Here is a 12637-nt window from a genome sequence, read left to right as displayed (position 1 = left end):
GACACGGCCGCCCTGCCTTACTTGCGCCCGCCCGCAGCCTTGCCGGCTTCACGAGTGGCCTGACCGGCCGCGGAAGCGGCGGCAGCGATGCCGTTCTCAGCGATCTCGGCTGCCTGCTTGGCGGCTTTCTGCGCGCTTTCATAGACACTGCCGGCGCTTTCCAGTGCCGACTTGAGCACGGCTACCGCCGGTTCCGCACCCGCCGGGGCGTTTTTGGCGATAACGTCCACCAGTTCCCGCACCTGCTTGGTGCCCGCCTCGACCTGGCGCTCGGCAAGCTTGGCGATATCCGCCTGCGTGCTGGAGACCAGATCGTACACCTCGCGATTGAACTCCAGCAGGCGCTCCGCCTGGGCTGCCGGCTGAGCGAAGGACGCCTGCAACTCGGCGAAGGCCTGCGGGTCACGCACTGACAGCAGCTTGCGCAAGCTGTCGAACTGCTCGCCACTGGAAGCGCGTAGCGCCTTGAATTGCAACTGACTGAGCTGCTCGACGCTCTCGAATACCTTGCCACTGATCTGCTGCAGCAGGTCAAGGTTGGCTTTCTGTGCGCTTTGCAGTTTTTCCGAATCAAAAAAAGACATGGTCGGATCTCCTGGCAATGGGGAAGGCCACCTACGGCCTGACACGCGAAAGCCATCCATGATGGAGCTGCCGCGCCAGCATAATATTGCACCGCACAAAAAAGATCGCAAGAGCTTTTTTGCACTGCAAAAAAATTTTGCCCAAGCCGCAGCGATTCGCTATAAACCTAGCCTTAACGCCATGCAGCCTCTCCAAGGGGAGGATTGAGCGCAGGCCTTTAGCACGCCACCGAGATAGGAAATGCTCATGAGCCAGGAAAGTTTTTTTGCGAAGCGAGAAGACAGCTTTTCCTCATTCCATAATCTGTTCGAACACCTCAGCCGTCTGCAGCAGTTGCACGGCAAGCTTATGCTCGATGCCTTCGGCCAACGCCATGCGGCCCTGCTCGCGCCCCTCAACGAAGGTCGCCTGCGTGCCCCCAGCCCGGGAGACTGCTGGGAATACCTGGTCGACTGCGGGCAACGCGGCCTGCTGTTCTGGGATGCACTGCGCCAGCGTGGCGACAATACCCTGGCCCACGAGCGCGCCGGCTATCCCCTGCTGCTCAAGTTTCCCTACGAGGTGCTGATCGACGGCCACGACCTGCCTCATCCGGTCAACTATTCCCTGCTGCGCATCCTTCCAACGGCTGACCAGCCAAGCGATGCCACGCGTCAGCCGGTCATCGTCATCGATCCGCGCGGCGGTCATGGCGCCGGCATCGGCGGCTTCAAGCAAGACTCCGAAATTGGCGAAAGCCTGCGCGCCGGGCATCCGACCTATTTCATCGCCTTCAGCCATGCCCCCGCGCCCGGCCAGACCCTGCTCGACATCGCCGAGGCCGAAGCCCGCTATATCGAAACGGTCAGCGCGCGCCATCCCGAGGCCGGCAAGCCGGTGGTGATCGGCAACTGCCAGGCCGGCTGGGCGCTGATGGGCCTGGCGGCGGCACGTCCGGAACTGCCGGGCCTGGTGATCGTCAACGGTGCGCCGCTGTCCTACTGGGCCGGCGTCAACGGGCGCAACCCGATGCGCTATGCCGGCGGCCTGCTCGGCGGCGCCTGGATGACCCGCCTGGGCAGCGACCTGGGCAACGGCCGCTTCGACGGCACCTGGCTGGTCAGCAACTTCGAGAGCCTGAACCCGGCCAACACCTACTGGAGCAAGTACTACAACCTGTTCCGCGACGTCGACGCCGAAACCCCGCGCTTTCTCGATTTCGAACGCTGGTGGGGCAGCCCGACCCTGCTCAACAGCGAGGAGATCGAGGTGATCGTCGACGACCTGTTCATCGGCAACCGCCTGGCCGGCGGTTCCGGTCGCACGAGCGGCATCGATCTGAAACGCATCGAGGCGCCCGTGGTGGTGTTCTGCTCGTACGGCGACAACATCACTCCGCCGCAGCAGGCACTGAACTGGATAGCCGACGTCTACCCCAGCGACCTGGCACTGCGCAGCGCCGGACGCACCATCGTCTACCTGCAGCATGCCAGCATCGGCCACCTGGGCATCTTCGTCTCCGGCAAGGTCGCCCGGCGCGAACACCGGCAGCTGCTCGGCGCCATCGATGCCATCGCCCTGCTGTCGCCTGGCCTGTACGAGTTGATGATCGACGATCTACCGGCATCCCCCAGTGGTGACCAGGCGTATCAGGTACATTTCGAGTCCCGGCGTATCGCCGATATTCTCGCCCACGATGAAGATGGCCGAAGCGACGAGCGTGAATTCGCCCTGGTCGACCGCGTCTCCGGACTCAACAGCACGCTTTACGACTGGTTCGTGCGGCCCTGGATGCGCAGGGCGATCAACGAACCACTCGCCGAATCCCTGCGCAAGAGCCACCCATTTCACCAGCAGCAGATCGTCTGGAGCAGCCTCAATCCAGCCCTCTGGTGGCTGGCGGGAAGCGCGGCCCTGACCCGCACCAATCGCCGCCCGGCATCCCCCAACAACCCCCTGCTTGCCTGGCAAGAGGTATTCTCCAGCGTCATCGAGGCCCAGCTCGATGGTTATCGCGACATCCGCGATGCATCCCAGGAGTTGCTCTTCCACAGCTTCTACGGCGGGCTGAGCACCCTGACCGGAGGGCAAGCACCGCGCTCGCAACAGAGCCACATAGAACAACGGGACAAGGCTCTGATCGAGCATCTGCACGACTCGCTTCTCCAGGGTGGGGAGCGGGAAGCGCTCATTCGCATTTTCTGCCTGCTCGCACGTGCCAGCGGCAGGTTCGGCAAAGAACGCATCGAAGAGCTCGCCCAGCGCGCTCGCACGCTCTCGCAACAGCTCGGCATCGACCCTCTCGCCGTACGTGACAGCGTCCGCCTGCAGGATCTACTGGTCTTCGCCCACCCCGAGGAAAGCCTGAACACCTTGCCCCTTTTGCTAGCCAAGGCCAGCCAGCGTGAAGTCGTCCTGACAGCCGCCACGCACCTCGTGCCTGAGTTGCTGTACGCCGAGGGTGCCGTGGGTGATCTTTGGCGTCGGTTGCATGATCTGCTCGAACACCCATTGCCGGATTTCGCCCAACCATCCGTGCCACTCATCACGGTGGACAGCCCGCCAGAGCAAATCCAGGCAAGCCTGCGCCTCCCCGAGGCGGACGCCCCTACGTCCAAGGCCGCCACGCGACCAAGGAAGAAAAATGCCGCCCGGCCTGCCAAGGCGCAGGCACAGACTGATGCCAGCCCGCCCCCGGCAGCGACCCGGAGCAGGAGCCCAGTGGCCGCGCCGGAAAAACCAGCACGCATCAAGGCAACCCGCTCCGCGCCCGCACCTGGCCTCGCGAGCCCGGACAAGGGAGGCAACGCCGAATGAGCTTGGATCACTACCAGGCGCTGCTGAACCGCTGCGCCGAGATTGGCCCGCTGCCCACCATCGTCGTGCATCCTTGCGAGGCGAACGCGCTACGCGGGGCGCTGGAGGCCACCCAGGCCGGGCTGATCACACCGATTCTGGTTGGCCCGCGCCAGAAGATTGCGGCAACCGCCAGCGAAGCCGGTCTGGATATCGACGGGCTGACCGTGGAGGACGTGCCACACAGCCACGCCGCCGCCGAGCGTGGTGTCGCCCTGATCCGCCAAGGCCGTGGCGAGTTGCTGATGAAAGGCAGCCTGCACAGCGATGAACTGCTGCATGCCGTGGCCGACCGCGAAAACGGTCTGCGCACGGAACGGCGCCTCAGCCATGTGTTCGCCATGAGCGTGCCCAGCTACCACAAGCCGCTGTTCGTCACCGACGCGGCGGTCAACATCTTCCCCGGCCTGGAAGACAAGGCCGACATCTGCCGCAATGTGATCCAGATGCTGCACGCTCTCGGCATCGAACAGCCCAAGGTGGCGCTGCTGTCGGCGGTGGAAACCGTCACCGCCAAGCTGCCTTCAACCCTGGAGGCCGCCGCACTGGTGGTCATGTCCCGGCGCGGACAGATCGACGGCGCGCTGCTCGACGGGCCACTGGCCTTCGACAATGCGATCAACGCCGAAGCCGCGCGGGTCAAGGGTATCCACTCAGAAGTCGCCGGCGACCCGGACATCCTGCTGGTACCGGACATGGAAGCGGGCAACATCCTCGCCAAGCAGCTGATCTATCTAGCCGGAGCCGAAGCTGCTGGCATCGTCCTTGGCGCCCGAGTACCTATTGTTTTCACCAGCCGCGCTGACAGTCCAAGAGCGCGCATCGCCAGTTGTGGGCTGGCCGTGCTACTTGCCGAAGCACGGCGCGCTCGCCTGGGGATACCTGTATGAGCCCTGTTCAGGACGAACTCATCGTCACCGTCAACGCAGGCTCTTCGAGCATTAAGACCGGCCTATTCTCCGGTCGCCGGGGCGAAGATCAACCTCGCTTGCTGGCGCGCGGAAAGCTGGACGGGATTGGCGTGGCGCCACGTCTACAGGTCGTCATGGCCGACGGAACGATAATGCAGGACACGAGTTTCGAGCCGGAACAGATTGCCAATATGCAGGCGGCCTTCCAGCAGATCTATCGTGTCCTTGAAGAAGGCCTACAGGATCGCCCACCGGTGCTGATCGGCCATCGTGTGGTGCACGGGGGCATGGATTTCAGCGCACCGGTGCGCGTGGATCACACTACACTGGCACGTCTGAAGACGCTGGAGCCTCTGGCACCACTGCATCAACCGCACAACCTCGCGGCAATCCATGCCGCGCTCGAGCACGACCCTCAACTGCCCCAGATCGCCTGCTTCGACACGGCTTTCCATGCTGGACGCAATGAAATCAGTCAACTCTTCGGCTTGCCCTACGCGCTATACGAACAGGGCGTACGCCGTTACGGCTTTCATGGCCTGTCCTTCGAATACGTCAGCCAGCGCCTAATCGACAAAACACCGGAGCTCGCTACTGGCAAGCTGGTCATCGCTCACCTAGGCAATGGTTCCAGCCTTTGCGCTATCGAAGCTGGCCGCAGCATCGAAATGACAACAGGTTTTAGTGCTCTCGACGGCTTACCCATGGGAAGCCGCTGCGGCGCCGTGGATCCAGGCGTATTGCTGTACCTGCTGGGGCAAGGCATATCTGTTGATGAGCTGGAAAAACTGCTGTACAGACAATCCGGCCTGCTCGGCATATCCGGGGTCAGCAGCGACATGCGCAAGCTACGCGCCAGCAACGAGCCGCGCGCGGCCCTGGCCATCGACTACTACGCCTACCGTATCGCCCAGGAAGTCGGTCGGCTTGCCACATGCCTGGGCGGACTGGACGCACTGGTATTCACGGCCGGTATCGGCGAGAAGGATGCTGAGCTGCGTGCCCAGGTACTACAGCATCTCGCGCCGCTCTTCGGGCTGCAGCTAGACGACACGGCGAACCGACGCAACGCCGAGCTTATATCCGGTACATCCAGCACCCGATCAGTATGGGTCATCCCCACCGACGAAGAGAGCATCATCGCGCGCCATAGCTGGCACCTGTATCAGGAGCAACACCCATGAGCATCAAAGAAAGTCTGTCCCTGGCTGGCAAGCGCGGCCTGGTGGTAGGCATCGCAAACACCCATTCGATCGCCTGGGGCTGTGCCCAAGCGCTACATGAAATGGGCGCGGAACTGGCCATCACCTGGCTGAATGAGAAAGCCAGGGCGCATGTCGAGCCCCTGGCGCAACAGGTGCAAGCCAGCGTGCGGATGCCGCTGGACGTCACCCGGCCCGGCGAGCTAGAGGCTCTATTCGAGCACATTACAGAGCAATGGGGATCACTGGACTTCGTCGTACACTGCCTGGCCAGCGCACCCAAAGAGGAAATCCGCGGCCGCCTGCTGGACAGTTCCAGCAGCGGCTTTCAGCAGGCCATGGACATTTCCTGCCACTCCTTCATCCGCATGGCGCACCTGGCCGAGCCGTTGATGCCCCAGGGCGGCAGTCTGGTAACCATGAGTTACTTGGGAGCCCAGGAAACGATCGAAGGATACGCACTGATGGGCCCAGTCAAAGCCGCCCTGGAATCAAGTGTGCGCTACCTGGCCACCGAGCTGGGGCCACACAACATCCGCGTGCATGCCATTTCCCCCGGCCCCATGCCGACTCGAGCAGCATCCGGGCTGAAAGACTTTGATCACCTGCTGCAAACCTCTACCCATCGCGCGCCCCTGCGCCGCCTAGTCAGCTTGGAAGAAGTCGGCGGTCTGTGCGCATGGCTGGTCAGTAATGCCAGTCAGGGCCAAACTGGCGGCGTCCACTTCGTCGATGGCGGCCTGAACATCCTCGGCTAACCGCAAGGACTCTTCATGCAGGACAATACCTTTCTCGTTGAGGGGCTGGTCAGTTTTACTCTGGCGATCATGCTGCTGTTCGCGGGCAAGAGGCTCGCACAGCGTTACGAACCACTAGGCCGCTACAGCATTCCAGAACCAGTGCTCGGTGGCTTCCTTTGTGCCGCTGTTACCGCCGTTCTGTTCTACATACTGGATATCGAAGTGGTCTTCGACCTGGAGGTACGCGATGTACTGCTGCTCTACTTCTTCGCAGGCATCGGGTTGAAGTCGGATATCCGCAACCTGGTCAAGGGTGGCCGCCCGCTGCTAATTCTGCTGGTACTCGCCAGCGTGTTCATCGTCTTGCAGAACCTGCTGAGTATGGGCGTGGCCAGCGGTTTCGGCCTGGATCCCAGAGCCGGCCTGATGCTCGGCTCGATCTCGCTCACCGGCGGCGTCGGTACCACCCTGGCCTGGGCACCGCTGTTCACCGAGCAATTGGGCATCGAAAATGCCATGGAGCTAGGTATTGCCAGTAACACAGTGGGGTTGATCGCAGCGTGCTGTATCGGCGGGCCGATCGCTAACTACCTGATACGCCGCCACGCCTTAACCCCCTCTCGCGATTCAGACCTGGAAGTTGGAGTACCAGCAACCTCGGCAGACATCTCCGCCCCCATCAGCCATTACGACATCCTGTGGGCCTGGATGTGGTTGAACATGACGCTGATGTTGGGCCACGGCTTCAACTTGCTGCTGCTCAACAGCGGAATCACCCTCCCCTCGTTTGTCAGTTGCCTGTTGGCCGGGATCGTCATTCGTAACCTGTTGCAAGCAGCCATCGGCGGTCAACGCATCAAGCACTGGAGCGGAGCCGGCCAAGGGTTGGCGCTGATATCCGATATCTGCCTGGGTATGTTTCTAGTCATGGCGCTGATGGGACTGCAGTTGTGGCAGTTAGGCGGTGTTCTGGTCTTCGTCGTCACAGCCCTGACATTGCAGATAACATTGACGATCCTCTATACCGTATTGCTGGTTTTCCGTTGTATGGGCCGCAACTACGAAGCCAGCGTGATAGCCGCCGGCTTCGGCGGCATCGCCCTGGGTTCAACTGCAACGGCCATCGTCAACATGACGGCAGTTACTCAGCGCTACGGAGCCGCGCACCAGGCGTTCATTATCGTTCCGCTGGTCTGCGGCTTCTTCATCGATATCGTCAATGCACTGATCATCAGCCTGATGAGCGGCATCTGAGACATCCTCATGGGGCGTACTCTGCTCGCCTTCGTCCAGCCGGTATCGACCCGGAGACCTCCCGAACCAGCGCAGGCAGGCCTTGTGGAAACTGCTCTGATCGTGGAACCCCAGGTACTCGGCCACCTGGGTCAGACTGTATGAGCTGCGGCACAGGTAATAATCGGCCGACTGCCGGCGAACATCACCGAGAATGTCCTTGAACTTCAGCCCTTCCTTTTCCAGGCCTCGCTGCAGGGTACGCTTGCTCATGCAAAGAGCCAGTCCGATCGACTCCATGTCGCATCCTTCCTGACCCAGGCGCTCGATTATCAGGCCACGCACGCGCCCCCCCAAGGAGACACCACCCAACTGCCCCAGACGAAACTCGGCGAAGCGCTTATGTAACAACGCAAGCGCCTCATTGGCCGTGCTCAACGGGCGCAACAATTCTTGCTGGTCGAACAGGACACTAGTGTGCTGGGCACCGAAACGTAACGAACACCCGAATAACTGCTGATATTCAGGGAGATTACCCGGCTCGTCATGGACAAAATCGAATTGCAGCGGTTGCGGCAGCCCTCCCCCCATCAGCCAACGGCAAAAACCCAACAGGGCTGCGGCACCGGCATCCTCAAACGCTCGATTTCTGGGACAGCCCTCTTCAGGATGCTCCAAACATGTCAAACGCAGACGCCCGCCTTGCTCAGGAGACAGTGCGAGAGTGACACCATTGCCAAGTAGCAAGTGAAAACGCACAAAATGCTCCAGAGCCTGTTTCAGGTTGGCACTGGACATCATCACGTAGCCCACCAACTGGAAACTGCCAGGTTTGAAATGCACGGCAGCCTTGAGGCCGAGATTCGGATTGTCCGAATCCAACTCGGCCAGCGCCATCAGTCGATAGGCGCTAGCGCGCGTGAAGAACGCATCCTCCTGTGCCAGCAAACACATATCGATTCCTGCCTCACGACACAAACGCACCGCATCCAGTCCCTCCGCCTGCAGCATAGCCACCAGCATCCCGACGTAACTGGAACTGATCCTGTACATAGCATCCCTCTGCGCCCGTTCCCAGCCGAAAGGCAAACGATTGATCGCCGTGAAATACGCATATTAGAGGCCCGCAAGGCATTCTTCCTGATCCAGATCAAGACCAGGCCGAACCACTGTCAAAACGCGACAGAATTGGCGCGCAAGGACAACCCAGCGTCACCCAGAAACATTGTTCCTGCCCGTGAAGCACCGGAAGCTTGACCAAAATATCAAGGCTTCGATTAAGGAGGCATGGTCAGTGGCTACTTCGAGTAATTCGACACGTATAGCACTGGTCACCGGCGGCATGGGCGGCATCGGCACAGCGATCAGCCAGCGCCTGCACCAGGATGGTTTCACCGTAGTGGTGAGTTGCGGCCCCTACTCAAGCCGCAAAGCCTCTTGGATGGCGAAGCAATTAGAGGCTGGCTTCCACTTCCACTGCATCGACTGCGACATCACCGACTGGGACAGCACCCGCCAGGCTTTTGAGATGGTGCGCGAAAATGTCGGCCCGATTGATGTACTGGTCAACAATGCGGGGATCACCCGAGACGGTACGCTACGCAAGATGCCTCCCGAAAACTGGAAAGCAGTGATCGATACCAACCTCACCGGCCTGTTCAACACAACCCGTCAGGTCATCGAGAGCATGCTGACCAAGGGCTGGGGGCGTGTCATCAACATATCCTCGATCAATGGACAGCGGGGTCAGTTCGGCCAGACCAACTACTCTGCAGCCAAAGCCGGTATCCATGGTTTCAGCATGGCTTTGGCCCGAGAAGTGAGTGGCAAGGGCGTGACCGTCAATACGGTTTCCCCTGGCTATATCAAGACAGATATGACTGCGGCAATTCGCCCAGACATCCTTGAAGGCATGATTGCCGGAATCCCCGTCGGTCGCCTCGGCCAGCCTGAGGAAATTGCCTCGATCGTAGCCTGGCTAGCCTCTGATCAATCCGCCTATGCCACCGGCGCCGACTTCTCGGTGAACGGCGGCATGAATATGCAGTGATGCGCAATCGACTAGTCATAACATGAGGCATTCCAGATGATCGACGTCGTTATCGTCGCTGCAACCCGCACCGCCATCGGTAGCTTCCAAGGCAGCCTGGCCGAGATTCCGGCACCGGAACTCGGCGCCATCGTCATCCGGCGCCTGCTCGAGCAGACCGGCCTCGATGCTGCCCAGGTCGATGAAGTGATCCTCGGCCAGGTGCTCACTGCCGCGTCCGGACAGAACCCCGCACGCCAGGCTGTGATTCGCGCCGGCCTGCCCCACGTCGTTCCTGCGATGACCCTGAACAAGGTCTGCGGCTCGGGCCTCAAGGCCCTGCACCTGGCTGCCCAGGCTATCCGTTGCGGCGATGCCGAGGTGATCATTGCCGGCGGCATGGAGAACATGAGCCTGTCGCCCTACGTGCTGCCCAAAGCCCGCACCGGCCTGCGCATGGGCCATGCGCAGATGCTCGACAGCATGATCGTCGATGGCCTGTGGGATGCCTTCAACGATTACCACATGGGCATCACCGCCGAGAACCTGGTGGACAAGTACGGCATCAGCCGTGAAGCCCAGGACGCCTTTGCCGCCGCCTCGCAGCAGAAGGCCGTGGCCGCCATCGAAGCTGGTCGTTTCGACGCCGAGATAACCCCGGTGCTGATCCCGCAGCGCAAGGGCGATCCAATCGCCTTCGCCCGTGACGAGCAGCCGCGTGCCGGCACCACCGCCGAGTCGCTGGCCAAACTCAAGCCGGCGTTCAAGAAGGACGGCAGCGTTACCGCCGGCAATGCCTCCAGCCTCAACGATGGCGCCGCCGCCGTGCTGCTGATGAGCGCAGCCAAGGCCAAAGCGCTGGGCCTGTCGGTGCTGGCGAAAATCAGCGCCTATGCCAACGCAGGCGTCGATCCGGCGATCATGGGTATCGCCCCGGTCTCGGCCAGCCGCCACTGCCTGGACAAAGCCGGCTGGAGCCTGAACGAGCTAGACCTGATCGAAGCCAACGAAGCCTTCGCCGTCCAGGCACTGGCCGTTGGTCAGGAGCTGGGCTGGGATGCCGCCAAGGTCAACGTCAACGGCGGCGCCATCGCCCTTGGCCACCCGATCGGCGCCTCCGGCTGCCGCGTGCTGGTCAGCCTGCTGCACGAGATGATCCGCCGCGATGCCAAGAAAGGCCTGGCAACGCTGTGCATCGGCGGCGGCCAGGGCGTGGCGCTGGCCATTGAACGCTGACTAACGATTTCGCGGATCTATCGGGCGAGCTCCCCTGCACCCTCACCGCCTGGATGGCGGTGAGGGTATTCCCCGAAATGATCGCACCGTGCCCTTTGCCGGGCGCGGCCTTTTTTCATTTTCTTGGACAAACCATGAACATGAACAATTCACATTCTTTCGCTCACTACTGGTCAGGACAGGCGCCTTTCATCACCAGCTTCGCCCTACAGCAACTGCGCCTGTACGTAGCGCAAAACTCTTGGTTCAACGGGCATGACCAAAGCCAGTGGTTCAATGTCTCCCCCGAAGCGTTGGAACAATTGCAGGTTGACTACCAGCAACAATGGACAGCGCTTGGCCAGCAACTGCTGGCCCGTCAACCGTTCGACTTCGACGACCGGCGTTTCGCTAGTGGCAACTGGAGTGAACCGTTGTTCGGTTCCATGGCCGCCTTCTACCTGCTGAATTCCGGATTTCTGCTGAAATTGCTGGAGCTGCTCACCATCAAAGAAGAGAAGCCACGTCAGCGTCTGCGCTACCTGATCGAGCAGGCAATCGCCGCAAGCGCCCCGAGCAACTTCCTGCTGAGCAATCCCGATGCCCTGAAATGCCTGGTGGAAACCCAGGGGGCCAGCCTGCTCAGTGGTCTATTGCATCTGGCCGGAGACCTACAAGAAGGCAAGTTGCGTCAATGCGACCGAGGCGACTTCGAAGTTGGCGTGAATCTCGCCGTCACTCCCGGTGAGGTGGTGCTGGAAACTCCGCTGTTCCAGTTGATCCAATACCTGCCGCTCACCGATACACAGTACCAGAGGCCAATATTTATCGTCCCGCCGGCCATCAACAAGTACTACATCCTCGACCTCAGCCCGGAAAATTCTCTGGTTCGCCATCTGCTGGAACAGGGTCACCCGGTATTCCTGATGTCCTGGCGCAACTTCACCCAGAAACAGGCTGACATCACCTGGGAGCAGATCATCCAGGACGGAGTGATCAGCGCCCTACGCACTACCCGGGTCATCAGTGGCGAGCGTCATCTGAACTGCCTGGGCTTCTGCATCGGCGGCACCCTGCTGAGCTGCGCGTTGGCAGTGCTGGCTGCGAGGGGCGACCACGACATTGCCAGTCTGAGCCTGTTCGCCACCTTCCTCGACTACCTTGATACCGGGCCGATCAGTGTCTTTGTCGATGAGCAACTGGTGGCCTACCGCGAGCGCACCATCGGTGGCCATGGTGGTAAATGTGGCCTGTTCCGCGGAGAGGATATGGGCAACACCTTCTCCCTGCTGCGGCCCAACGAGCTGTGGTGGAACTACAACGTCGACAAGTACCTCAAGGGACAGAAACCACGCGCCCTAGATCTGCTGTTCTGGAACAACGACAGTACCAACCTACCTGGCCCCATGTACTGCTGGTATCTGCGCCACACCTACCTGCAGAACGACCTCAAGTCGGGCGAGCTGGAGCTGTGCGGGGTCAAGCTGGATCTGCGCTCCATAGAGGCGCCAGCCTACCTCCTCGGAACCCACGATGACCACATAGTCCCATGGCGCAGTGCCTATGCCAGCACGGCTCTTCTTGGGGGATCGAAACGCTTCGTCCTCGGATCTTCTGGCCACATCGCCGGAGTGATTAACCCACCAGCAAGCAACAAACGCCATTACTGGGTAAACGAGCACATCACGCCGATTGCTGACGACTGGCTACAAAGCGCTCAACAACACGCAGGTAGTTGGTGGGTCGATTGGTTCGCCTGGCTGGCCGGGCATGCCGGCGAGCTCCGGCCCGCCATCACGCGGATGGGCAATGCCGAATACCCTCCCCTAGAACAAGCGCCTGGGCGCTACGTGAAGCAATGACCGCCCGAAGTTTAGGAAAACCCTC

General features: G+C 61.1%; 10 protein-coding genes and 1 pseudogene. 9 read left to right on the top strand and 2 right to left on the bottom strand.

Annotation, left to right across the window (positions count from 1 at the left end):
- Nucleotides 1-17: 17 nt before the first annotated feature.
- Nucleotides 18-584: a phasin family protein gene (locus ACNFCJ_RS19775; RefSeq protein WP_003464225.1), complete on the bottom strand. Its 567-nt coding sequence runs from the start codon at nt 582-584 to the stop codon at nt 18-20.
- A gap of 58 nt (nt 585-642) precedes the next feature.
- Between ACNFCJ_RS19775 and ACNFCJ_RS19770 the strand changes: the two genes are divergently transcribed.
- The 6 genes from ACNFCJ_RS19770 to gltS are packed head-to-tail and all read left to right on the top strand — an operon-like array spanning nt 643 to nt 7527.
- On the top strand, nt 643-792 hold the full coding sequence (locus tag ACNFCJ_RS19770) for a hypothetical protein (protein WP_153336801.1): 150 nt from the start codon (nt 643-645) through the stop codon (nt 790-792).
- A 39-nt stretch (nt 793-831) separates the two neighbouring features.
- Nucleotides 832-3381, top strand: a complete 2550-nt coding sequence (locus ACNFCJ_RS19765) for a DUF3141 domain-containing protein (RefSeq protein ID WP_003464227.1) — start codon at nt 832-834, stop codon at nt 3379-3381.
- On the top strand, nt 3378-4310 hold the full coding sequence (locus ACNFCJ_RS19760; RefSeq protein WP_003464230.1) for a phosphate acetyltransferase: 933 nt from the start codon (nt 3378-3380) through the stop codon (nt 4308-4310). The genes ACNFCJ_RS19765 and ACNFCJ_RS19760 overlap by 4 nt, the downstream gene beginning before the upstream one ends.
- Complete coding sequence (locus ACNFCJ_RS19755; protein ID WP_003464233.1) at nt 4307-5515, top strand: acetate/propionate family kinase; 1209 nt, start codon at nt 4307-4309, stop codon at nt 5513-5515. Before ACNFCJ_RS19760 ends, ACNFCJ_RS19755 begins: the two co-directional genes overlap by 4 nt.
- Nucleotides 5512-6291: an enoyl-ACP reductase FabI gene (gene fabI / locus ACNFCJ_RS19750; protein WP_010563431.1), complete on the top strand. Its 780-nt coding sequence runs from the start codon at nt 5512-5514 to the stop codon at nt 6289-6291. Before ACNFCJ_RS19755 ends, fabI begins: the two co-directional genes overlap by 4 nt.
- A 15-nt stretch (nt 6292-6306) precedes the next feature.
- Nucleotides 6307-7527: a sodium/glutamate symporter gene (gene gltS / locus ACNFCJ_RS19745; RefSeq protein WP_010563430.1), complete on the top strand. Its 1221-nt coding sequence runs from the start codon at nt 6307-6309 to the stop codon at nt 7525-7527.
- A gap of 51 nt (nt 7528-7578) precedes the next feature.
- On the opposite strand, the pseudogene ACNFCJ_RS19740 reads toward gltS, so the two are convergent.
- Nucleotides 7579-8517: pseudogene (locus tag ACNFCJ_RS19740) on the bottom strand (AraC family transcriptional regulator); the annotation flags it as partial.
- 283 nt (nt 8518-8800) lie between these two features.
- On the opposite strand from ACNFCJ_RS19740, the gene phbB reads away from it, so the two are divergent.
- The 3 genes from phbB to phaC all read left to right on the top strand — a co-directional run bounded on the left by phbB (nt 8801) and on the right by phaC (nt 12612).
- Nucleotides 8801-9556, top strand: coding sequence for an acetoacetyl-CoA reductase (gene phbB, locus ACNFCJ_RS19735; RefSeq protein WP_011911905.1), 756 nt, complete (start codon nt 8801-8803; stop codon nt 9554-9556).
- Between the two features lie 36 nt (nt 9557-9592).
- Complete coding sequence (locus tag ACNFCJ_RS19730; protein WP_003464250.1) at nt 9593-10771, top strand: acetyl-CoA C-acetyltransferase; 1179 nt, start codon at nt 9593-9595, stop codon at nt 10769-10771.
- 140 nt (nt 10772-10911) lie between these two features.
- Nucleotides 10912-12612 carry a class I poly(R)-hydroxyalkanoic acid synthase gene (gene phaC / locus ACNFCJ_RS19725; protein ID WP_011911904.1) on the top strand — a complete coding sequence of 567 codons (1701 nt, stop codon included), beginning with the start codon at nt 10912-10914 and terminating at the stop codon, nt 12610-12612.
- Nucleotides 12613-12637: the final 25 nt, after the last annotated feature.

This window comes from Pseudomonas sp. NY15364 (assembly GCF_048068235.1).
Taxonomy (GTDB): domain Bacteria; phylum Pseudomonadota; class Gammaproteobacteria; order Pseudomonadales; family Pseudomonadaceae; genus Aquipseudomonas; species Aquipseudomonas mendocina_D.
Note: the sequence above shows the minus strand (reverse complement) of the source record. Positions and strands in the feature narration are given on the sequence as shown.

What these genes read in the sequence shown, in the direction of transcription:
- ACNFCJ_RS19775 (WP_003464225.1), bottom strand. Translation starts at nt 584, where the DNA reads ATGTCTTTTTTTGATTCGGAAAAACTGCAAAGCGCACAGAAAGCCAAC.
- ACNFCJ_RS19770 (WP_153336801.1), top strand. Translation starts at nt 643, where the DNA reads ATGATGGAGCTGCCGCGCCAGCATAATATTGCACCGCACAAAAAAGAT.
- ACNFCJ_RS19765 (WP_003464227.1), top strand. Translation starts at nt 832, where the DNA reads ATGAGCCAGGAAAGTTTTTTTGCGAAGCGAGAAGACAGCTTTTCCTCA.
- ACNFCJ_RS19760 (WP_003464230.1), top strand. Translation starts at nt 3,378, where the DNA reads ATGAGCTTGGATCACTACCAGGCGCTGCTGAACCGCTGCGCCGAGATT.
- ACNFCJ_RS19755 (WP_003464233.1), top strand. Translation starts at nt 4,307, where the DNA reads ATGAGCCCTGTTCAGGACGAACTCATCGTCACCGTCAACGCAGGCTCT.
- fabI (WP_010563431.1), top strand. Translation starts at nt 5,512, where the DNA reads ATGAGCATCAAAGAAAGTCTGTCCCTGGCTGGCAAGCGCGGCCTGGTG.
- gltS (WP_010563430.1), top strand. Translation starts at nt 6,307, where the DNA reads ATGCAGGACAATACCTTTCTCGTTGAGGGGCTGGTCAGTTTTACTCTG.
- ACNFCJ_RS19730 (WP_003464250.1), top strand. Translation starts at nt 9,593, where the DNA reads ATGATCGACGTCGTTATCGTCGCTGCAACCCGCACCGCCATCGGTAGC.
- phaC (WP_011911904.1), top strand. Translation starts at nt 10,912, where the DNA reads ATGAACAATTCACATTCTTTCGCTCACTACTGGTCAGGACAGGCGCCT.